The following is a 20,834-nucleotide window of genomic DNA, read 5'->3' on the forward strand; positions in this document are numbered from 1 at the left end:
TGCGGGCGCCTTACTTGGCGCCCGGCAGCTTGACGGTCAGCCCGTCCAGTTCCGGGGTGATGCGGATCTGGCAGCCCAGGCGGGAGGTCTTGGTCAGGCCGAAGGCCAGATCCAGCATATCCTCTTCATCTTCCTGAGCGTCAGGCAGCAGGTCGTACCATTCCGGTGCGACCACGACATGGCAGGTGGAGCAGGCCAGCGAGCCCTCGCACGCACCTTCAAGGTCGATATCGTGGCGGCGGGCCACTTCCAGGATCGACAGGCCCAGGGGGGCATCCACCTCGCGGCGGGTGCCGTCGGTTTCAATGAACACCATCTTCGGCATGACGCCAGAACTCCTGATACAGAATGGGCCACCCCGGTGATGAGGTGGTGATGTGAGGACGGTTTAGCCCGTGCCGCCGTTAACCGGCGGCACTTTGGTTCAATATGTGCCGCCGTCAGCCAGCGGCACCGTGGCAATGCTTGAACTTCTTGCCGCTGCCACAGGGGCAGGGGGCGTTGCGCGGGGTGTTCACCCAGGCCTCGCCATCGGTCAGATCGGTTTCCTGCGCCACCGGCAAGGCGGCGGCACCCATGCCGAAATTCGGGATAGAGGCGCGGCGCACCATGCCTTCGGGCAGGGGGGCATCGGCGGGCGGCTGGCTGCCGAAGGCCGGGTCCAGGCGGGTTTCCTGGCCGAATTCCGGCATGGGCATTGGCATCGGCTCCGGCTCGTTCACGCGGACCTGGATCAGCATCAGCATCTCGGTCACCTGCTCACGCAGATTATCCAGCAGGCCGGAGAACAGCTCGAACGCTTCCTTCTTATACTCGTTCAGCGGGTCGCGCTGCGCATAGGCGCGCAGATTGATGCCCTGCCGCAGATGGTCGAGCGAGAGCAGATGGTCCTTCCAGACCTGATCCAGGATCTGGAGCAACAGGCTCTTCTCGATATTGCGCAGCAGCTCGGCGCCATAGGCGGCTTCCTTCTCCGCCATCTTGTCGTCGGCGAATTTCAGAAGACGCTCGCTGATCTCCTCATCTGCGATGCCTTCCTCCTTGGCCCATTCCCGGACCGGCAGGTCGGCGCCCAGCAGACGCAGGCATTCCTCATGCAGCAGGTTTACGTCCCACTGCTCGGCATAGGCGTTTTCCGGGATGGCGCGGCGTACCATGTCGGTGATCACTTCGTGGCGCATGGACGCAACCATTTCCTGGACGTCCTCGGCCTCCATGATCTCCTTGCGCTGTTCATAAATGACCTTGCGCTGGTCATTCATGACATTGTCGTACTTCAGCAGGTTCTTGCGGATCTCGAAGTTATGGGCTTCGACGCGCTGCTGTGCTTTTTCCAGGGCCTTGTTGATCCAGGGATGGATGATGGCCTCACCCTCCTGCAGGCCCAGCTTCTGAAGCATGCCGTCCAGACGCTGGCTGCCGAAGATGCGCATCAGGTCATCATCCAGCGACAGGAAGAATTTCGACGCACCCGGATCGCCCTGGCGGCCCGAACGACCACGCAGCTGATTGTCGATACGGCGGCTCTCATGGCGCTCGGTACCGACCACATACAGGCCACCAGCCTTCAGCACCACTTCGCGGGCCGCCGCGATCTCGTCGCGGATGGTCTGGATGCGGCGGTTGCGCTCCTCGCCTTCGGGCACGTCGGCCAGTTCGAACTCCACCCGCATCTCGAAATTGCCGCCCAACTGAATGTCGGTGCCGCGACCGGCCATGTTGGTGGCAATCGTTACGGCACCGGGACGACCCGCCTGCGAAACGATGTAGGCTTCCTGCTCATGATAGCGGGCGTTCAGCACGTTATGCGGGATGCCCTTCTTCTTCAGCAGGGCTGCCAGCGTCTCTGATTTCTCAATCGAAACGGTACCGACCAGCATGGGCTGCTGCCGCGCGCGGCATTCCTCGACCAGCTTGACGATGGCCTCGTACTTTTCCTGCGCCGTGCGATAGACCTCGTCATCCTGGTCCTTGCGGGCGACCGGCAGGTTGGTGGGGATGTCCACCACGTCCAGGCCATAAATCTCCGCGAATTCCGCGGCCTCGGTCATGGCCGTACCGGTCATGCCGGCCAGCTTGGGATAGAGGCGGAAATAATTCTGGAAGGTGATGCTGGCCAGCGTCTGGTTTTCGCGCTGGATTGAGACACCTTCCTTCGCCTCCAGCGCCTGATGCAGACCTTCGGAATAGCGGCGGCCTTCCATCATGCGGCCCGTGAACTCGTCAATGATGACGACCTTGTCGTCCTTGACGATATAATCCACGTCGCGGGTAAACAGCTGGTGGGCCTTCAGCGCCTGGTTCATGTGATGGACCAGGGAGATATTGTGGATGTCGTACAGGTCGCCGGTCTTCAGCAGTTCCATGTCCTTGAGAATCTGGGCCACCTTCTCGGTGCCCGACTCGGTCATGGAGACGGCCTTGGCCTTCTCATCCTTCTCGAAATCGCCTTCGCCGATATGCGCCATCACCTTATTGATGGCGATATACAGTTCGGAACCATCGGTGGACGGGCCGGAGATGATCAGCGGCGTACGCGCCTCATCGACCAGGATGCTGTCCACCTCGTCGACGATGGCGTAATTGAAGGGCCGCTGCACCATGTCGGACAGGCGGTACTTCATATTGTCGCGCAGGTAATCGAAGCCGAACTCGTTGTTGGTGCCATAGGTGATGTCGCAGGCATAGGCGGCACGGCGTTCCTCGTCATCCAGCCCATGCACGATAACGCCCGTGGTCAGGCCCAAGAAGCTGTACAGCCGGCCCATATGCGTGGCGTCGCGGCGGGCCAGATAGTCGTTGACGGTAACGACATGCACGCCCTTGCCCTGCAACGCGTTCAGATAAACGGCCAGCGTACCGACCAGCGTCTTGCCTTCACCGGTGCGCATTTCAGCAATCTTGCCGGAATGCAGCACCATGCCGCCGATCATCTGCACGTCGAAATGCCGCATGCCCATGACGCGCTTGGACGCTTCACGCACCGTCGCAAAGGCGTCGGGCAGAATGGCGTCCAGCGTCTCGCCCTTGTCCAGCCGGTCGCGCAGCCAGTCGGTGCGCATCTGCAATTCGGCGTCGGACAGGCCGGAAAGCTTCGGCTCCAACGCGTTGATGGCTTCCACCCGCTTGCGCAGACCCTTGACCACCCGCTCATTGGCGCTGCCGAACAGCTTGCGGGCGATGGAACCGAACATAGAGGCACTCCAGAAAAGGAACAGGCGCGAAGGACACCGGACATGACGAAATCCCGGGCACGGGCCGTCTGGCCGCCGGGAAGGTTTTGTACCGGAACAGGCCTCGCCCATTCCAGCGCCCGTCACAGATAAGACCGCGCATCGCATCGGTCAATGCGGCAATGCCACATCAAGGCGCCTTTCGGCGGCGTTGCAGCCATGAAATGGCCACGTGGACGGGTTCTTTACTGGCCTTAAGACCATGCGCGTGGCCCCTTGCCTGCTCATGGCCTGTCATGCTTTATGCCGGTGCGGTCTGCTGGGGATGTTCCCGCCGACCGACCAGATTGTTTCGAGGGAACCCCCACAGATGTCGTTCAAGACCATGCGTGCCGCTCTGGTTGTCGCCGCCCTCGGGTCGGTTGCTGCCGTTGCCCTTTCCCCGGCCATGGCGCAGGACGCGGCCAAGCCCGCAGCGGCCCCCGCTGCCAAGCCCGCCGCCGGTGGTTCTGCCCTGGCTGACGACCCGGTCGTCGCCCGCGCCAATGGCAAGGAATTCAAGCGTTCCGACGTGATCGCCCTGTTGCAGCAGCTGGACCCCCAGGTGCAGCAGATGCCGTTGCAGATGATCTATCCGCAGCTGGTCGATCAGTTGATCCAGGCGCAGCTGGTGACGGAGGCTGGCTACAAGGCCAAGCTGCAGGACAGCGCCGAGGTCAAGAAGCGCCTGAAGCAGGCCGAGGAGCAGTTCGTTCAGCAGGCCTGGCTGAAGGCCGAGATCGACAAGAAGATGAGCCCTGAGAAGATCAAGGCCGCCTACGACAAGTGGATGAAGGAAAACCCGCCGCAGGACGAAGTGCGCGCCAGCCATATCCTGGTGAAGACCAAGGAAGAGGCCGACGCCATCATCAAGCAGCTGAAGGGCGGCGCTGATTTCGCCAAGCTGGCGGCGGAGAAGGGCACCGACGGTACCAAGGACCGTGGCGGCGACCTGGATTACTTCACCAAGGACCGCATGGTGCCGGAGTTTGCCAACGCCGCCTTCGCCATGAAGGTGGGCGATGTCAGCCAGGCCCCGGTGCAGACCGAGTTCGGCTTCCACGTCATCAAGCTGACCGACAAGCGCAAGCAGGTTCCGCCGACGCTGGACCAGGCCACGCCGCAGCTGCGCCAGATAGTTGCCCAGGAAATCGCCGAAGAGGTGGTGAAGGGCCTGGAGAAGACCGCCAAGGTTGAGAAGTTCAACATTGACGGCTCCCCCATGCCTGCCGCCCCGGCAGCGCCGGCGCCGCAGAAGAAGTAAGCAGGGGACACTCTGCTGGGAAGGAGGGGGCCGCCGGCGCAATCCGGCGGCCCCTTTGCCGTTCAAATGCCGGATTCTGACCTACGACCTTGGTAGATGCGGCGGAAATGCACAGCGGGTCATCCTTCCGCAAACTTCATTTCGCACCTGCACTCGGCTAGGATCGCGCCGGTAATTCACTCTGTTCAGTTGCCAAGAAGGCCGTAACCATGGACATCACCAAGATCCCCGTCGGCAAGAACGCGCCCTGGGACATCAACGTCGTCATCGAGATCCCGCAGGGCGGCCAGCCCGTGAAGTACGAGCTGGACAAGGACAGCGGCGCCCTCTACGTCGACCGTTTCCTGCACACGGCGATGTTCTATCCGGCCAATTATGGCTTCGTCCCGCACACCCTGGCCTTGGATGGCGACCCGATCGACGTGATGGTGGTGGGTACGACCCCCGTGGTCCCCGGCGTCGTCCTGCGGTCGCGCCCCATCGGCGTGCTGATCATGGAAGATGATGCGGGCATGGATGAGAAGATCCTGGCCGTGCCGGTGGACAAGCTGCACCCGTTCTACAAGGACATCACCAGCTATCGCCAGCTGCCGCAGATCCTGGTCGAACAGATCGCCCACTTCTTCGAGCACTACAAGGACCTGGAGCATGGCAAGTGGGTCCGCATCGTCCGCTGGGACGAGGCTGATGTCGCGGCCAAGCTGATCCAGGAAAGCATTGAGCGGGCTGCTGCCACTGCGTGATCAGGTCTGGGTTGATTGAAAAAGGCCACGCCAGTTCAAACCGGCGTGGCCTTTTTGTTGCCGATCCGTCCACAAAACCGGCATGTTTAAGTTTCCATACGGAACAGGGTGGGAGAGGCTGTGAATGACTGATTATGATATGCGCCGGGGCAACGGCTCCATGCGCATGATCGTGGTGATCTGCAATCTGCTGACCATTGTCGGGTTCGGCCTGATCGGCGTCATCATCGCCTATCTGAAGCGGGGCGAGGCCTATGGCACCCTTTGGGAAACGCACATCACCTATATCATCCGCACCTTCTGGCTGGGCGTCCTGGGTATCGTGGTTGCGGGCCTGACCAGCTTCATCGGCATCGGCATCCTGCTGGGTCTGGTGGTGGCCCTCTGGTGGCTGATCCGCTCGGTCAACAGCCTGTTGAAGGCGATTGATGACCGGCCCATCCACAATCCGGAAACCTGGCTGATCTGATCGCGGTTTGCGGGCGGCGGATTGACCCATGTCATCGCCCGCCCATGGTCGTGGTTTATGGTGGCCGCCGTTTCCGGCATGCTGCCGTGACGCGTGATCCCGGACGCCAGGAGCCGCCATGACCATCCGTAACCTGAACAGCCTGTTCAAGCCCGCCTCCGTCGCCCTGATCGGGGCCAGCCGGCGGGACCGGTCGGTGGGCAAGGTGGTGGCCCGCAATCTGTTCAATGCCGGCTTTGATGGGCCGATCATGCCCGTCAATCCGCGCGAACGCTCGATTGAGGGGGTGCTGGCCTATCCGTCGGTATCCGATCTGCCCATCACCCCGGAACTGGCCGTCATCGCCACCCCGCCCGCCACTGTGCCGGGCCTGATCGCCGAACTGGGTGCCCGGGGCACCAAGGCCGCCGTGGTCATCACCGCCGGCTTTGCGGAGATGGGGGAGGAGGGGCGCAAGCTTCAGCAGGCGGTGCTGGACGCTGCCCGCCCGCATCTTCTGCGCATCATCGGGCCGAACTGCCTGGGCATCATGGTGCCGGGCCAGGGGCTGAATGCCAGCTTCTGCCATGTGCCGCCGCTGAAGGGCGATATCGCCCTTGTGGCGCAGTCAGGCGCGGTGGTCACCTCCATCGTCGATTGGGCCACCCCGCGCGGCATCGGCTTTTCCCACCTGATCTCGCTGGGTTCCAAGGCCGATGTCGATTTCGGCGACATGCTGGATTATCTGGCGCAGGACGGGTCGGTGCGGGCCATCCTGCTTTATGTGGAGGCCATCACCTCTGCCCGCAAATTCATGTCGGCCGCCCGCACCGCGGCGCGTGCCAAACCCGTGATCGTCATCAAGGCGGGGCGCAGCGAGGAAGGGTCGCGCGCTGCCAGTTCGCATACCGGCGCCCTGGCCGGGGCCGATGCCGTCTATGACGCCGCCTTCCGCCGCGCCGGCATGCTGCGCGTGGGAGAGCTGGATGAGCTATTCGCGGCGGTGGAGACGCTGGCCACCGGCGTGCAGATTGGTGGCGACCGGCTGGCCATCGTCACCAATGGCGGTGGGGTCGGTGTGCTGGCGACCGACACCCTGATCGCGGGCGGCGGGCGTCTGGCGCAATTGTCGCCCGACACGCTGGCACAGTTGGACAAGGTGTTGCCGCCCACCTGGAGCCATGGCAACCCCGTGGACATTATCGGCGACGCGGATGGCAAACGCTATGCCGACGCCCTGAAGATCGTGATGGCGGACAAGAATATCGACGCCGTCCTGGTCATGAACTGCCCCACCGCCGTGGCAGATGGCGCCGATGCGGCCCAGGCCGTGGCCGATATCGTGCGGGAACAGAACAGCCGGGCTGGTGGTGGCCGCCGCCTGCCGGTGCTGGGCTGCTGGCTGGGGGAGCAGCAGGCGGCCCCATCGCGCCGGCTGCTGGACCATGCCCGCATCCCGCATTACCAGACCCCGAACCAGGCCATCCGCGCCTTCCTGCATCTGGTGCAGTATCGCCGCAACCAGGAACTGCTGATGGAAACGCCGGCCAGCGCGCCGGAACAGTTCGATGTGGATATGGGGGCGGTGCGTCCCGTCATCGATACGGCACTGGCCGATGGGCGCGGCTGGCTGTCGGAGTTTGAGGCGAAGGAGGTCTTACGCGCCTATGGCGTCCCGTGCGTCCAGACAGTGACCGCCGCGACCCCAGCAGAGGCGGAACGCGCGGCCAAGCGGCTGGGCGGGCGCATCGCGCTGAAAATCCTGTCGCCCGACATCACGCATAAATCCGATCTGGGCGGCGTGTCCTTGAACCTGCTGCCGACACAAGTGTGGGCAGAGGCGGAGGCCATGCTGGAACGTATCCGCACCGCCATGCCCGACGCCCGGATCGAGGGCTTTACCGTGCAGGAGATGGCGCACCGGCCCGGCGCACAGGAACTGATCCTGGGCATGGTGGATGATCCGCTGTTCGGGCCGGTCATTCTGTTCGGGGCCGGCGGCGTGGCGGTGGAGGTGCTCGACGACAAGGCGCTGGCGCTGGCACCCTTGAATCTGAATCTGGCGCGCGACGCCATGGCCCGCACCCGTATCTATAAGCTGTTGCAGGGCTACCGCCACATGGCGCGGGCCGACCTGGACGCCGTGGCCCTGACCATGACCAAGGTCAGCCAGTTAATCACCGATTTCCCGGAAATCGCGGAGCTGGATATCAACCCACTCTATGCGGATGAGGCGGGCGTGCTAGCCCTGGATGCCCGCATCAAGGTGAAGCCACTGACCGAGCGGTCGCTGAAACGGCTGGCCATCCGCGCCTACCCTAAGAAGCTGGAACATACGCTGACGCTGCGGTCGGGCCGCGAATTCCTGGTCCGGCCCATCAGGCCGGAAGATGAGCCGGCGATCCATGACATGATCGCGGCCACCAGCGTGGAGGATATGCGCCTGCGCTTCTTCGCACCCATGCGCCGCCTGTCGCACCAGATGGCGGCCCGCCTGACCCAGATCGACTATGACCGTGAAATGGCCCTGGTTGCCATCCCGCAGGATTTGAGCGACCCGGAAAAGCCCGGCCCCATCTTCGGCGTGGTCCGCATCACCGCCGACCCGGACAATGAGCGGGCCGAATATGCCGTGCTGGTCCGGTCCGACATGAAAGGCAAGGGGCTGGGGTCGCGTCTGATGAAGGCCATACTGGCCTATGCCGACAGCCGCGGCATCCAGGAGGTGTTTGGCGAGGTGTTGCGCGAGAATGCCGGCATGCTGGGCCTCTGCCGCGACCTGGGCTTCACCTTCCATGACAGCCCCGATGATCACGGGATCGTGGAGGTGAGCTACCGGTTCAAGCGGTAGGGCTGTCCCCACGCCGTCAAAGCATACCGGCAATATTCCTTCGTGCATTGACCCCGATGCTTGCCGAAAAGCATAAGCGAGGCAGGTTTCTTGGGGTGGGATGAATGCCATGGGTGCGGTGTTGGCGGGTTCGCAGGATCTGGGTTCGGCGCGGCGGCTGATCGTGAAGATCGGGTCGGCGCTGATGGTCGATGCCGCCACCCACAAAATCCGCACCGAATGGCTGGATACGGTGGCCGATGATGTCGCTACCCTGCGCGCACGCGGGGTGGAGGTGGTGATCGTCACGTCCGGCGCTGTTGCCTGCGGGCGCGAACATCTGGGGCTGGTGGGCCGTCCCCTCCGGCTGGAGGAAAAACAGGCCGCCGCCGCGACGGGCCAAATTCGCCTCGCCCATGCGTATCAGGAGACATTGGCCCGCCACGGCATCACGGTCGCCCAGGTCCTGCTGACCCTGGACGATACAGAGGATCGCCGCCGCCACCTGAATGGCCGCGCCACCATCGAGACCCTGTTGAAGCTGGGTGCGGTACCGGTCATCAACGAGAATGACACGGTGGCCACCGCCGAAATCCGCTTTGGCGACAATGACCGGCTGGCCGCCCGCGTGGCGCAGATGATCAGCGCCGATACGCTGGTCCTGCTGTCCGACATTGACGGGCTATACACGGCCGATCCGCGCAAGGACCCGGACGCGAAACACATCCCCATCGTGCAGGAAATCACGCCGGAGATCGTGGGCATGGCCGGCGAGCCCCCGCCCGGTTACAGCAGCGGCGGCATGGTCACCAAGATTGTGGCCGGGCGCATCGCGCTGGCCGCCGGCTGCCGCATGGCCATCGCCATGGGCAAACGCCCAAACCCGCTGGCGGCCCTGCTGACGCCGGTGGATCAGGGCGGGGCGCTGGCCACTTGGTTCGTGCCGGGATCGGAACCGCGTACGGCGCGCAAGCGCTGGATCGCGGGCAGCCTGAAACCCCTGGGCACCCTGGTGCTCGATGCCGGTGCCGTCGCCGCCCTGGTGAAGGGCGGGTCACTGCTGCCCGCCGGCGTGCGCGGGGTGGAAGGCGAGTTTGAACGCGGCGATCTGGTCCTGATTCAGGGGCCGGACGGCCGTACCGTCGGCCGCGGTCTGTCAGCCTATGGTGCCGCCGATGCGCGCGCCATCGCAGGCCGCCGTAGTGCGGAGATCGAGGCCGTCCTGGGCTATCGCGGTCGGGACGAGATGGTGCATCGCGACGATCTGGTGCTGGGGTGATTGCTGACTTTGGGGCCGGTTCGTGATAGGCTCTTGCCTGTTGATCGGATTGGCTTTTCTGAATTCAGAGGGGGCTTGTGCAACACTCCCGTTCAAACGCGGAATAGGATGCACAATGTTTCACAGCGGCCTCTGAATTCGGAGTTGGCGGAAGAAACGCCTCCGGTTCAAAATGCGTTTTTCGTTGCATGATGTTGCACCGATCACCCGTTCAGAGTGGGCGACCCCTCACCTCCGAACAGATGACGTGACCCAAGCCGGAGCCCTGAATGACCGACACCGCCCCCACGGCAGCCCTGCTGATCATCGGCAACGAGATCCTGTCCGGTCGCACCCAGGATGCCAACATGGCCTTCATCGCCAAGCATCTGGGGACGCTGGGCATCCGGTTCCGCGAAGCGCGCGTCGTGCCGGATGAAGAGACGGAGATCGTGGCGGCGGTCAATGCGCTCCGCGCCCGTTACACCTATGTCTTCACGACGGGCGGTATCGGCCCCACCCATGATGACATCACGGCGGAATGTATCGCCAAGGCCTTCGGCCTGCCCCTGATCCGCAATGCAGAGGCTGTGCGCCGGCTGGAGTTGCATTATGCCGGCACCGGCATGTTGAACGAGGCGCGGTTGCGCATGGCCAATACACCGGAAGGGGCGATCCTGATCGACAACCCCGTCTCCACGGCGCCCGGCTTTCAGATCGGCAATGTCTTCGTGATGGCGGGTGTGCCCATGATCATGCAGGCCATGCTGACCGGCATCGGTGACCGGCTGGTGGGCGGGCCGGTGGTGAAGACCAAGTCGGTGGCGTCGGCCATCCCCGAAGGTAGCTTCGCCGACGCGTTGCGCACCATCGCCGCCGATTATCCCGGCGTTGATATTGGCTCCTACCCCGCCTTCCGGCAGGGCAAGGTCTCAACCGCCCTTGTCCTGCGCGCCACCGATCCGGCCCTGCTGGAAACGGTGACGGCGCTTGTCGCCGACATGCTGCGCGGTCTGGGCGGCGATCCGATCATCATGGACGGGTATGGCGATCAATAGGCCGGCATAGTCGTCTTAGGGAGGGTGGCCTGTGATCCGGGTTCCGCGCCGCACGATGCTTGGAACGATGTTGGTCGCCGCCGCCACAGGGCTGCCGCGGCAGGCCCTGGCAAGAACCTTGACCTGTGGGGTCATGGAAGCACCGCCCTGGCATTTGCCCGAGGACCCTAAACAGGGCATCGCCAACGAGGTGATCGCGGACCTGTCCCGGCATAGCGGCTTTGACATTCAAAGCCGGCCCGGCCCGCCGATCCGGTTGATCATGGGGATCAAGTCCGGTCAACTTGACCTGATCATCTTCTTCGAACTGCCGGAACTGCGGGATGCTGCCGTGCCCGTCGGCATCTTCGGCTATGCCGATATGGGGCTGGTCACAAGGCCGGGTCTGCGCCCGCAATCCGCGGATGAACTGGCGGGATGCCGAATTGGCGTGCTGCGTGGGAATAACCGGACGGATGTGACGGCCAAGCTGCCGCCCTCGGTTACGCTGGTGGAGCTTAGGGACCTTTCTCTAGGTCTGTCTATGATCATGGGCGGACGGCTGGATGGGCTGATCGGCACCCGTCTGGCTCTGGGCTGGCACATGAAGCAGGGCGGATTCAGTCCGCAATCCGTGGGGTCTTTCTTTCGGCTGCTGCGGGAGCCGATCTATCTCTATCTCAGCACGATCCGCCAGTATGAAGATGGCACGCTGGCACAGCTGCAGGCGGGTATGCGCGGGATGGACCGTAGCCTGTCACGGGTCACCGACTATTACTGGAAGGGGGCGGGCTATGTAGACCCGCCCCCGTCCGATCCCATCAATCGGCGTAGACCCCCGCCGCCGTAATGATCGGCTTCCAGCGGTCAATCTCTGCCACCACGAAATCGCCCAGAACCTTGGGCGTGGCGCGCTCATCGCTGACCGGTTCGGTGCCCAGTTCGTTGAAGCGCTGCTTCACGGTCGTGTCCTTCAGTGCCACTTTCAGGGCGTCGGACAGCTTCTTGGTCACGGCATCGGGCGTGCCCTTGGGCGCATAGATACCGTGCCAGACGGCGACCTGCACCGCCGGCAGACCGGCTTCCTTGGTGGTCGGCAGGTCGGGCAGGGAGGGGACACGGGTGGCCGTGGTCACGGCATAGGCCTTGATGGCCCCGCCCTTGATCTGGCCCGTGGTGTTGGTGGTCTGGTCGCACATCAGGTCGACCTGACCGCCGACCAGATCATTCATGGCAGGCCCGGTGCCCTTGTATGGCACTGTGGTCAGGGCCGTGCCCAGCGCCTGCATGAACAGCATGCCGCACAGGTGTGAGGCAGCGCCCACGCCGGCATTGGCCAAGGTCACCTTGTCCGGGTTGGCCTTCACATAGGCCACCAGTTCCTTTAAGTCCTTGGCCGGAAAATCCTTCTTGGCCACGATGGTCATAGGCACATCGGTGACCAACCCCACGGGCGCAAAGTCGGCCTTCGCATCATAGGGCAGCTTGCGGTACAGGGTGGCCGCCGTCGCCTGGCCGATATGGTGCAGCAGGATGGTGTAGCCATCGGGATCGGCCTTGGCCACGCGTGCCGCCCCGATGGTGCCGCCGGCCCCGCCGACATTCTCCACAATCACCTGCTGGCCCAGCGTCTTGCTCATCGACTGGGCGACGAGGCGGGCCACCGTATCGGTCGGGCCACCCGCCGCGAAGGGGACGACCATGGTGACGGGCCGGGTCGGGTAATCCTGTGCCTGGGCCGTGCCGGCCCCGATCAGCAAGGCCGCCGCAAGGGCGATGGGTGCGAAGCGCATGGATCCTCCTGGGTTGGTCTTATGTGAATTGTTCCGAGATGGCGGAGGGGTCAATCCTCCTCGTGGAAAACCTCCTCGCGCCGCTTGCGCACTGACGGCAGCAGCACGATGGCGATCAGGATCAAGGCAATGACCAGCAGGCTGGCCGACAGGGGACGCGTGACAAAGATCGACGGATCACCGCGCGCGATCAGGAAGGACCGGCGCAGATTTTCCTCCATCAGCGGCCCCAGAACGAAGGCCAGCAGCAGCGGTGCGGGTTCAAACCCATGCTTCAGCAGGAAGTAGCCGACGCCGCCGAACAGGGCGACCAGAATCACCTCCACACCCGATGAATTGATGGAATAGACCCCGATGCAGCAGAACATCAGGATAGCCGGGAACAGGATACGGTAAGGCACCTTGAGCAGCCGAACCCAGACGCCGACCAGCGGCAGGTTGATAATGACCAGCATGGCATTGCCGATCCACATGCTGGCGATCATGCCCCAGAACAGGGTTGGGTTTTCATTCATCACCTGCGGGCCGGGGACGATGCCCTGAATGGTCATGGCGCCGACCATCATGGCCATCACAGCATTGGGCGGAATGCCCAGGGTCAGCAGTGGGATGAAGCTGGTCTGTGCGCCGGCATTGTTGGCGCTTTCCGGTCCCGCCACGCCCTCAATCGCGCCCTTGCCGAATCGCGACGGGGTCTTGGAGATTTTCTTTTCCAGCGTATAGCTGGCATAGGGCGCCAGGACCGCTCCATTGCCGGGGAGGATGCCCAGGACCGACCCGATGCCGGTACCGCGCAGAATGGGCATGGCGCTTTGCTTGATATCGGCCCAGGTCGGCATCAGCCCGGTGATTTTGGCACCCAGGACGGAGCGGTCAGCGGTCTTTTCCAGATTGCGCAGGATTTCCGCGACACCGAACAGGCCCACAGCCAGCGTCGTGAAGTTGATGCCCTCCGCGATCTGCGGGATGCCGAAGGTCATGCGGGGTTCGCCCGTCTCGATATCCGACCCGACGCAGCCCAGCAGCAGCCCGACAATGATCATGGCCACCGCCTTCACCACCGATCCGCTGGCCAGCACGGTGGCGCCGATCAGGCCCACCAGCATCAGCGCGAAATATTCCGGCGGCCCGAAATTCTGGGCGAACTTGGCCAGGATCGGGCCGAAGAGGGCCACGATGAAGGTGGCGACACAGCCCGCGAAGAAGGACCCCAGTGCCGCGATGGCCAGCGCCGGCCCAGCCCGCCCCCTGCGCGCCATCTGATGCCCGTCCAGGGTCGTGACCACGGACGAGGTTTCGCCCGGCATGTTGACCAGGATGGCCGTGGTGCTGCCGCCATACTGCGCGCCGTAATAGATGCCGGCCAGCATGATCAGGGCGCCCAGCGGGTCCAGGTAGAAGGTGATGGGCAGCAGGATGGCGATGGTGGCGATGGGGCCCAATCCCGGCAGCACACCGATCAGCGTACCGACCAGCGCCCCGATGAAGCACAGCCCCAGATTGATGGGCGTGGCCGCCGCCCCGAACCCCATGGCGAGGTTGGAAAACACATTATCCATGGATCAGAACCTCGGCCAGAGGGGGAAGGGCAGGCCCAGGGCCAGCACAAACAGCCCGACCGCAAACAGGATCAGGGCGGCGCTGACCACCAGCAATTCCCGCCATTTCGTGTCGGACGAGGCAAAGGCCGCGATCCCGAACAGCAGTGCCGACGCGATGACCAGGCCCAGTGGCCTGATGGCCAGCCCGAAGGCCAGGATGGCCCCCAGGATAGGCAGGGCCTGCCGCCAATGCAGTTGATCCAGCGCCGGTCCGTCCAGCACCAGGGACCGGCCCGCGATGATTACGCCCATCAGGCCCGTCAGGCCCGCCAGCAATGTCGGGAAGTATCCCGGCCCCATGCGCGATGCCGTGCCGAACTTCAGATCACCAATTTGGCTGAAGGCCAGCAGGGACAGGAGGATGAGGGCGATGCCGCCCACCAGGTCCTGGGGGCTACGCACGCGCATCGCAGCCCTCCCCAGCATGACGGTTGAAGCCGGTCGCGGGTCGCCGCATGCGTCCATCCCTCCCCTGCTGTAACCCCCGGCTTTTCCGGGATTGCCGGGTGCCGGATGGTGGGCTTTTCGCCATGTGTGCAGAGTAAACCGGCCATGAACAGGGCGCAATGCCCGCCCGGAAGCTTACGACCTTGGTCGTGGGGTCACCTCCGCCTCCACCTCCAGCCACAGCGACTTATCAGTCAGGGGCGTCTGGGCGGGCAGGTCGGGATTGGGCAGATGGAAGATGCGGGCGCCTTGGAACCGGGTCAGGGGGAAGATCATGGAGGTTGCGGGATGCGCCTCCATGAAACGGCGCAAGTTCCCGCCATAGGCCATCCGTTCCAGACCGACCCGCATGCGTTTGGCCAGTTCCGGCTGGTTAGGCGCCACGAACAGGTACATGGGCAGCGGGTAGGTCAGCAGCAGCCGGTCATAAACGATGACATTCTTGTCGCCGATGGCAGCCACTTCGCCATCGATCTCATTCAAGGCCCGTGGAAGATAATCGCAGCGGCCATCATGCAGGCCGGGATAGGCCATATCGATCCAAGTGAATTCCACCACCCGCAGCCCGGCGGCGCGCAGCACGACGGTATCGGGCCAGTAGGAGCCCTGGCAGGCCTTCAGTTGCGACAGTTCCTCTAGTTTAGTGATCTTGTCGAATTCGGCCTTGCGGTCAGCCCGGATGACCAGGGCGCGCTGCCCCGTCAGGCCCATATCCAGGGGAATGCGGATGGGGGTGACGATCCCTTCACGCAGATTGCTGGTGGTGGTCCAGAGCAGGTCCAGCTTGTTATGGGCCAACTGCGCCAGAAGCCGGGCCTGTGGCACATCCTCCGGTACCTTCTGCAACCGGGCGGGCCCATACTCACCTTCCGTATCGGCCAGCACCTTTTCGATCAGGTCCAGGTAATAGGAACGGACGCTGTGACCGGCGGGGGAGGCATTATGCTCGATGCGATAGGTGCGAACCTCTTTTTCCGCCGCCCGGCCCCCGGACGGCGTCAGCATCGCCAATGACAGCAGAAGTGCCCATAGCCACCGCATGCAGTTCCTCCCATTCGCCCGTTTGCCGGACTTTTTGCATGCCAACGTATGACTAATAGCACACATCTGATTCGCCCATGGGGCAAGTGGAAAACGCCACCTGTTTTCAACCGCTCGTCAAGGCGAAACCGGCGGTTACATGGTCCAGGAAGACTCTGATCCGGGGTGACAGATGGCGCCCGGCGGGCCACAGCAGATGGAACTGTCCCACGGCCATGACCTGATCGCCAAGCATATCCACCAGCCGCCCTGCCTCCAGCAGTGGGCGGGCCACGAAGTCGGGAATGCAGGCGATGCCCAACCCATCGGCGGCCAGCATGGCGCGGGTCTGGGCCGTGCCGGCGATCCCAGTGACGGGAAGGTCCGGCGGCGGGGTGTCATCGCACGGGATCAGAGGCCAGGGTTCGGGTTTGCCCGTCACCGGGTGGCGATGGTGCAGACAGGCATGCCAGCAAAGGTCCGCCGGCATCTGTGGTGTGCCCCGTTCCGCCAGATAGGTGGGTGACGCCACGATCTGGTGACGGAAGCCGCCCAGCCGCCGGCCCATCAGCCGCGAATCGGCCAGGGTGCCGGTGCGGATGGCGGCGTCGAACCCTTCCTCAATCAGGTCGACCAGCCGGTCGCTGGCGTCAATCTCCAGCATGATGTCGGGATAGGCCCGCATGAAGCCGGACAGCAGCGGCAGCAATGCCGCCTCCGCCACCGCCGGGATGGCGATGCGCAGGGGGCCGGCGGGGGTGGTGCGCGCGCCGGCCAGGGCCGCCTCTGCCGCCATCATTTCCGCCTGGATGCGCTGGCAATGGTCCAGGAACAGCTGGCCTTCCGGCGTCAGGGTCACGCTGCGGGTCGAGCGGTGGAACAGCCGCACGCCCAGCCGTTCCTCCAGCCGTGCCACCGCCTTGCCTACGGCAGATGCCGAAACGCCCGACAGCCGCCCCGCCTCCACGAAGCTGCGTGTCTGGGCCGCCTGCATGAACAGGTGAATGCCGCCGAACCGGTCCATGATCCACTCCCATTACGGACAAATTTGTCCGTAGTGTTGCGAACCATAGCCGGTTTTGCTCAACACCGCCCGCCCTTATCCTGCTGCGCAGACAGGGCACAGGAAGGGTGTGATGGAACAGGTGGTAGCATTCGTTCTGGAACTGGACCGGTTGAAGGCGGTGACGCGCAAGGTGAAGCCGCTGGGCCAGGATCGGTACGAGAATTCAGCCGAACATAGCTGGCACCTCGCCATGCTGGCCCTGGCCATGGCGCCCTATGCCGAACCCGGCACCGACATGGACCGGGTGATCCGTATGCTGCTGGTCCACGATATCGGGGAGATTGAGACGGGCGACACGCTGTTCTTCATCGAGGCCGGGCGGCACGAGCGCAAGGCGGCGGAGGAACAGGCCGTGGCCCGCATTCTGGGTCTGTTGCCCCACGGACAGGGCGAGGCCCTGCTTGACCTGTGGCGGGAGTTCGAGGCGGGGCAGAGCCGGGAGGCGCGTTTTGCACAGGCTTTGGACCGGGCCGCCCCCGTCCTCCTGAACCTTGCCAATAATGGTCAGAGTTGGCGGGAGAACGAGGTGCGGTATGAACAGGTGGTGGGCCGCGTCGGCCCACCCATCGCGGCGGGGTGCCCGGCACTCTGGAACCATATCGCGGGGCGCCTTGACGCTGCCCGCGATGCGGGGTGGTTCGGGATGGGGTAATCAGCCCCGATACTTGCCCAACTCCATCTTGCCGATCTGGTTGCGGTGCACCTCATCCGGGCCGTCGGCGATGCGGAGGGTCCGCGCACTGGCATAGGCCCAGGCCAGGGGGAAATCATCACAGACGCCGCCGCCGCCATGCGCCTGGATGGCCATGTCGATGACCTGACAGGCGACATTGGGGGCCACGACCTTGATCATGGCGATCTGGGACTTGGCCACCTTGTTGCCGACCGTGTCCATCATATGGGCTGCCTGCAGGGTCAGCAGACGGGCCTGATCGATAGCGATGCGGGCATCCGCAATACGTTCCAGCCAGATGGACTGTGCGGCCACCGGCTTGCCAAAGGCCACACGGCTGGAAAGCCGCTGACACATCAGTTCCAGCGCACGCTCCGATGCCCCGATCAGGCGCATGCAATGATGGATGCGGCCCGGCCCCAGGCGACCCTGCGCGATCTCAAACCCACGGCCCTCACCCAGCAGCAGGTTGCTGGCCGGCACGCGCACATTCTCGAACAAGACCTCGGAATGGCCGTGCGGCGCGTCGTCATACCCAAAGACGGGCAGGGGGCGCTTCACCGTCACGCCCGGTGTATCGGTGGGGACCAAGATCATGGATTGCTGACGGTGCCGGTCGGTCCCGTCCGGATCAGTCTTGCCCATGACGATCATGATCTTGCAACGCGTGTCGCTGGCCCCGCTGATCCACCATTTACGGCCATTGATGACGTAATCATCGCCGTCGCGGATGATGCGCGTGGCGATGTTGGTGGCATCAGAGGAGGCGACCTCCGGCTCCGTCATGGCGAAGGCCGACCGGATTTCACCGGCCAGCAGCGGCTTCAGCCAGCGTTCCTTATGCTCTTCCGTGCCATAGCGGACCAGCACCTCCATATTGCCCGTGTCGGGGGCGGAGCAGTTGAACACCTCCGGTGCCCAATGGCTGCGTCCCATGATCTCGCACAGCGGCGCATATTCCAGGTTGGTCAGTCCCGCACCCAGGTCGCTTTCCGGCAGGAACAGGTTCCACAGGCCCGCCTGTTTGGCCTTGGCCTTCAGTTCCTCCAGCAGCGGCACCGGCTTCCACCGCGTCGGCCCCTCGGCCACCTGTGCGGAAAGCGCCTTCTCGTTGGGGTAGATATAAGCGTCCATGAAGGCAGTGACCCGCTCATGCAGGTCACGAGCGCGGGGCGACATTTCGAAGATGGCGGTCATGGCGGTGGCTTTCAGTCGGGGGGAAGAGGGGAATTGCGATCGGGTGTACTGATGCTCACCCGAAGCCCTTCTTCCCCTCCGCCACCAGACGTTTCAGCAGCGGTGCCGGCTCCCAATAGCCGCCATCGGCATCGCCCGCCGCGGCCGCATCGGCATGGTAGCGGGTGATGTCGGCCAGGACATTGTCCAGCCCTGACAGTTCCGCGAACTTCATCGGGCCGCCGCGCCAGGCGGGGAAGCCGTAGCCATAGATATAGACGATGTCGATATCACCGGCCCGCAGCGCCATGCCTTCTTCCAGGATCTTGGCCCCCTCATTCACCAGGGAATAGATCAGACGCTTCCCGATCTCTTCGCTGCTGAAGGTCCGGGGCGTGATGCCGCGTTCGGCGCGGTAGGCATCGATCATGGCCGCCACCTCCGGGTCGGGCAGGGGGGTGCGGTTGCCCGGTTCATAGCGGTACCAACCGCGCCCGTTCTTCTGTCCCTTACGCGCCGGGTCGATGCGGTCGGACAGTGGGGTGCCATAGATCAGGCCGGCGGCCACACGGCGGGCGCGGATAAAGGCCATGACGTCCAGCCCGGCCAGATCGCCCATGGCGAACGGCCCCATGGCCAGACCGAATTCCAGGGCTGCCTGATCCACCTGTTCGATGGACGCCCCCTCGATCACCAGCCGCTGCGCCTCGGTCGCGTAATATTGCACCATGCGGTTGCCGACAAAGCCGTCGCAATTGCCAACGAGCACACTGACCTTGCCGATCTGCTTGCCCACGGCCATTGCCGTGGCGATGACATCGGGGGCCGTGTCCTTGCCGCGCACCACCTCCAGCAGCTTCATCACGTTGGCCGGGCTGAAGAAATGCATACCGATGACGTCGGCGGGCCGGCCCGTGTTGGCGGCGATGGCGTCCAGGTCCAGAGTGGAGGTGTTCGACGCCAGGATGGCCCCTTGCTTCGCCACCTCATCCAGGCGGCGGAAGACCTTGGCCTTTACATCCGCATCCTCGAACACCGCCTCCACGATCAGGTCGGCGTCGGCCAGATCGGCATAATCGGTGGTGGGCTGGATCAGGGACAGGCGCTTGTCCATCTCGGCCTGGGCCAACTTGCCCTTGGCGACGGTGCCCGCATAATTCTTGGCGATGACGCCCATGCCCCGGTCCAGCGCGGCCTGATCCAGGTCCAGCAGGCGCACAGGAATGCCGGCATTGACGAAGTTCATGGCGATGCCGCCGCCCATGGTACCGCTGCCCAGCACGGCGACTTGACCGATCTTGCGCGGGGTCACGCTGGGCGGCACATCGGGGATCTTGGTGACTGCGCGTTCGGCAAAGAACACATGTATCAGGGCCTTGGCCTGATCATGTGCCATGCACTGCATGAAAAGCTCGCGTTCCCGCGTCAGCCCCTCGTCGAACGGCAGGGTGAAGGCGGCTTCCACAGCATCGACGCAGCGCTGGGGCGCGAACTGGTTGCGGGCGGACTTGGCCAGCGACGCCCGCGCCTCGTCAAACACGCTGCTGCCCCGGTCGGCGGCCAGGCCTTCCTCCCGGTCACGCGTGCGCTTATGCGGGCCGGCGGGCAGGGATGCGGCGAAGGACAGTGCAATGGCAAGCGGGTCTGCCCCCTCGCCGACATGATCGATAATGCCCAACGCCTGGGCCTTGGGCGCGGGGATAAAGGCACCGCTGGTGATCATCTCGATCGTGGTCTTCGCCCCGACCAGCCGCGAGAGCCGCTGTGTGCCGCCGCCGCCGGGCAGGATGCCCAGCTTAACCTCCGGCAATCCGACCAGCGCCTTGGGCACGGCAACACGGTAGTGGCAGGACAAAGCAACTTCCAGCCCGCCGCCCAGGGCGGTGCCGTGAAGGGCGGCGATCACCGGCTTGGGCCCCGATTCGATCAGATCGTTCACGTCGTTCAGGTCCGGCTCGCCCATGCCGCCCTTGATGAATTCGGCAATGTCGGCCCCAGCGATGAAGGTGCGGCCTGCACCGACGATCACCAGTGCCGTCACATCAGGATCGATGAACCCCTCTGTCACCCGGTCCCAGAGCCCCTGACGTACAGCCTGCGACAGGGCGTTTACCGGTGGGCTGTCCACGGTGACGATGCCGACCGCACCCTGGCGGTCATAACGGACGGGTGACTGGGTCATCTGGCCTTCCCCCTGCTGACGGCATCCAACCATGATGCCGCGTTGTTCCTTTGGCATCATGCTAAATTCAAACGCCCGTTTAAG

Annotated in this window: 17 protein-coding genes; 8 read left to right on the forward strand and 9 right to left on the reverse strand. The window is 64.1% G+C overall.

What is annotated here, in order from left to right:
* Positions 1-10 precede the first annotated feature (10 nt).
* Positions 11-325 (reverse strand): ferredoxin family 2Fe-2S iron-sulfur cluster binding protein, encoded by a 315-nt coding sequence (locus tag C0V82_RS14930; RefSeq protein WP_054169451.1) that lies wholly within the window; start codon positions 323-325, stop codon positions 11-13.
* Between the two features lie 115 nt (positions 326-440).
* On the reverse strand, positions 441-3,194 hold the full coding sequence (gene secA, locus C0V82_RS14935; RefSeq protein WP_102112992.1) for a preprotein translocase subunit SecA: 2,754 nt from the start codon (positions 3,192-3,194) through the stop codon (positions 441-443).
* A gap of 349 nt (positions 3,195-3,543) precedes the next feature.
* On the opposite strand from secA, the gene C0V82_RS14940 reads away from it, so the two are divergent.
* The 7 genes from C0V82_RS14940 (at position 3,544) to C0V82_RS14970 (ending at position 11,642) form a co-directional block, all read left to right on the forward strand.
* Positions 3,544-4,476, forward strand: a complete 933-nt coding sequence (locus C0V82_RS14940) for a peptidylprolyl isomerase (protein ID WP_102112993.1) — start codon at positions 3,544-3,546, stop codon at positions 4,474-4,476.
* Between the two features lie 209 nt (positions 4,477-4,685).
* Positions 4,686-5,219, forward strand: coding sequence for an inorganic diphosphatase (ppa, locus tag C0V82_RS14945; protein ID WP_054169449.1), 534 nt, complete (start codon positions 4,686-4,688; stop codon positions 5,217-5,219).
* A 124-nt stretch (positions 5,220-5,343) separates the two neighbouring features.
* Positions 5,344-5,688, forward strand: coding sequence for a DUF4870 family protein (locus C0V82_RS14950; protein WP_102112994.1), 345 nt, complete (start codon positions 5,344-5,346; stop codon positions 5,686-5,688).
* Between the two features lie 118 nt (positions 5,689-5,806).
* On the forward strand, positions 5,807-8,518 hold the full coding sequence (locus C0V82_RS14955; RefSeq protein WP_102112995.1) for a bifunctional acetate--CoA ligase family protein/GNAT family N-acetyltransferase: 2,712 nt from the start codon (positions 5,807-5,809) through the stop codon (positions 8,516-8,518).
* 109 nt (positions 8,519-8,627) lie between these two features.
* Complete coding sequence (gene proB, locus C0V82_RS14960; RefSeq protein WP_102113451.1) at positions 8,628-9,776, forward strand: glutamate 5-kinase; 1,149 nt, start codon at positions 8,628-8,630, stop codon at positions 9,774-9,776.
* Positions 9,777-10,045: 269 nt separating this feature from the next.
* A complete protein-coding gene (locus tag C0V82_RS14965; RefSeq protein WP_102112996.1) occupies positions 10,046-10,813 on the forward strand; it encodes a competence/damage-inducible protein A in 768 nt (255 codons plus the stop codon).
* 133 nt (positions 10,814-10,946) lie between these two features.
* Positions 10,947-11,642 carry a transporter substrate-binding domain-containing protein gene (locus C0V82_RS14970; protein ID WP_158659952.1) on the forward strand — a complete coding sequence of 232 codons (696 nt, stop codon included), beginning with the start codon at positions 10,947-10,949 and terminating at the stop codon, positions 11,640-11,642.
* Here the strand turns inward: C0V82_RS14970 and C0V82_RS14975 are convergent.
* From C0V82_RS14975 to C0V82_RS14995, 5 genes are all read right to left on the reverse strand, one after another.
* Positions 11,614-12,585 carry a tripartite tricarboxylate transporter substrate binding protein BugD gene (locus C0V82_RS14975; protein WP_102112998.1) on the reverse strand — a complete coding sequence of 324 codons (972 nt, stop codon included), beginning with the start codon at positions 12,583-12,585 and terminating at the stop codon, positions 11,614-11,616. The two genes, C0V82_RS14970 and C0V82_RS14975, sit on opposite strands and share 29 nt — an antisense overlap.
* A gap of 50 nt (positions 12,586-12,635) precedes the next feature.
* Positions 12,636-14,144 (reverse strand): tripartite tricarboxylate transporter permease, encoded by a 1,509-nt coding sequence (locus C0V82_RS14980; protein ID WP_102112999.1) that lies wholly within the window; start codon positions 14,142-14,144, stop codon positions 12,636-12,638.
* A 3-nt stretch (positions 14,145-14,147) separates the two neighbouring features.
* The gene (locus C0V82_RS14985) at positions 14,148-14,594 is read right to left on the reverse strand and encodes a tripartite tricarboxylate transporter TctB family protein (protein ID WP_158659953.1); all 447 of its coding nucleotides are present in this window, start codon (positions 14,592-14,594) and stop codon (positions 14,148-14,150) included.
* 174 nt (positions 14,595-14,768) lie between these two features.
* Complete coding sequence (locus tag C0V82_RS14990) at positions 14,769-15,674, reverse strand: hypothetical protein (protein WP_102113001.1); 906 nt, start codon at positions 15,672-15,674, stop codon at positions 14,769-14,771.
* Between the two features lie 106 nt (positions 15,675-15,780).
* Positions 15,781-16,677 (reverse strand): LysR family transcriptional regulator, encoded by an 897-nt coding sequence (locus C0V82_RS14995; RefSeq protein WP_102113002.1) that lies wholly within the window; start codon positions 16,675-16,677, stop codon positions 15,781-15,783.
* Between the two features lie 112 nt (positions 16,678-16,789).
* Here C0V82_RS14995 and C0V82_RS15000 point away from each other — a divergent pair, with 112 nt between their 5' ends.
* A complete protein-coding gene (locus tag C0V82_RS15000; RefSeq protein WP_102113003.1) occupies positions 16,790-17,371 on the forward strand; it encodes an HD domain-containing protein in 582 nt (193 codons plus the stop codon).
* Here C0V82_RS15000 and C0V82_RS15005 read toward each other — a convergent pair whose 3' ends face one another.
* Positions 17,372-18,589 (reverse strand): acyl-CoA dehydrogenase, encoded by a 1,218-nt coding sequence (locus C0V82_RS15005; protein WP_102113004.1) that lies wholly within the window; start codon positions 18,587-18,589, stop codon positions 17,372-17,374. It lies immediately after the preceding gene.
* A 55-nt stretch (positions 18,590-18,644) separates the two neighbouring features.
* Positions 18,645-20,750 carry a 3-hydroxyacyl-CoA dehydrogenase NAD-binding domain-containing protein gene (locus C0V82_RS15010; RefSeq protein WP_102113452.1) on the reverse strand — a complete coding sequence of 702 codons (2,106 nt, stop codon included), beginning with the start codon at positions 20,748-20,750 and terminating at the stop codon, positions 18,645-18,647.
* Positions 20,751-20,834 lie beyond the last annotated feature (84 nt).

The organism is Niveispirillum cyanobacteriorum (genome assembly GCF_002868735.1).
Lineage (GTDB): Bacteria > Pseudomonadota > Alphaproteobacteria > Azospirillales > Azospirillaceae > Niveispirillum > Niveispirillum cyanobacteriorum.

What these genes read in the sequence shown, in the direction of transcription:
- C0V82_RS14930 (WP_054169451.1), bottom strand. Translation starts at nt 325, where the DNA reads ATGCCGAAGATGGTGTTCATTGAAACCGACGGCACCCGCCGCGAGGTG.
- secA (WP_102112992.1), bottom strand. Translation starts at nt 3,194, where the DNA reads ATGTTCGGTTCCATCGCCCGCAAGCTGTTCGGCAGCGCCAATGAGCGG.
- C0V82_RS14940 (WP_102112993.1), top strand. Translation starts at nt 3,544, where the DNA reads ATGTCGTTCAAGACCATGCGTGCCGCTCTGGTTGTCGCCGCCCTCGGG.
- ppa (WP_054169449.1), top strand. Translation starts at nt 4,686, where the DNA reads ATGGACATCACCAAGATCCCCGTCGGCAAGAACGCGCCCTGGGACATC.
- C0V82_RS14950 (WP_102112994.1), top strand. Translation starts at nt 5,344, where the DNA reads ATGACTGATTATGATATGCGCCGGGGCAACGGCTCCATGCGCATGATC.
- C0V82_RS14955 (WP_102112995.1), top strand. Translation starts at nt 5,807, where the DNA reads ATGACCATCCGTAACCTGAACAGCCTGTTCAAGCCCGCCTCCGTCGCC.
- proB (WP_102113451.1), top strand. Translation starts at nt 8,628, where the DNA reads ATGGGTGCGGTGTTGGCGGGTTCGCAGGATCTGGGTTCGGCGCGGCGG.
- C0V82_RS14965 (WP_102112996.1), top strand. Translation starts at nt 10,046, where the DNA reads ATGACCGACACCGCCCCCACGGCAGCCCTGCTGATCATCGGCAACGAG.
- C0V82_RS14970 (WP_158659952.1), top strand. Translation starts at nt 10,947, where the DNA reads ATGGAAGCACCGCCCTGGCATTTGCCCGAGGACCCTAAACAGGGCATC.
- C0V82_RS14975 (WP_102112998.1), bottom strand. Translation starts at nt 12,585, where the DNA reads ATGCGCTTCGCACCCATCGCCCTTGCGGCGGCCTTGCTGATCGGGGCC.
- C0V82_RS14980 (WP_102112999.1), bottom strand. Translation starts at nt 14,144, where the DNA reads ATGGATAATGTGTTTTCCAACCTCGCCATGGGGTTCGGGGCGGCGGCC.
- C0V82_RS14985 (WP_158659953.1), bottom strand. Translation starts at nt 14,594, where the DNA reads ATGCGCGTGCGTAGCCCCCAGGACCTGGTGGGCGGCATCGCCCTCATC.
- C0V82_RS14990 (WP_102113001.1), bottom strand. Translation starts at nt 15,674, where the DNA reads ATGCGGTGGCTATGGGCACTTCTGCTGTCATTGGCGATGCTGACGCCG.
- C0V82_RS14995 (WP_102113002.1), bottom strand. Translation starts at nt 16,677, where the DNA reads ATGGACCGGTTCGGCGGCATTCACCTGTTCATGCAGGCGGCCCAGACA.
- C0V82_RS15000 (WP_102113003.1), top strand. Translation starts at nt 16,790, where the DNA reads ATGGAACAGGTGGTAGCATTCGTTCTGGAACTGGACCGGTTGAAGGCG.
- C0V82_RS15005 (WP_102113004.1), bottom strand. Translation starts at nt 18,589, where the DNA reads ATGACCGCCATCTTCGAAATGTCGCCCCGCGCTCGTGACCTGCATGAG.
- C0V82_RS15010 (WP_102113452.1), bottom strand. Translation starts at nt 20,750, where the DNA reads ATGACCCAGTCACCCGTCCGTTATGACCGCCAGGGTGCGGTCGGCATC.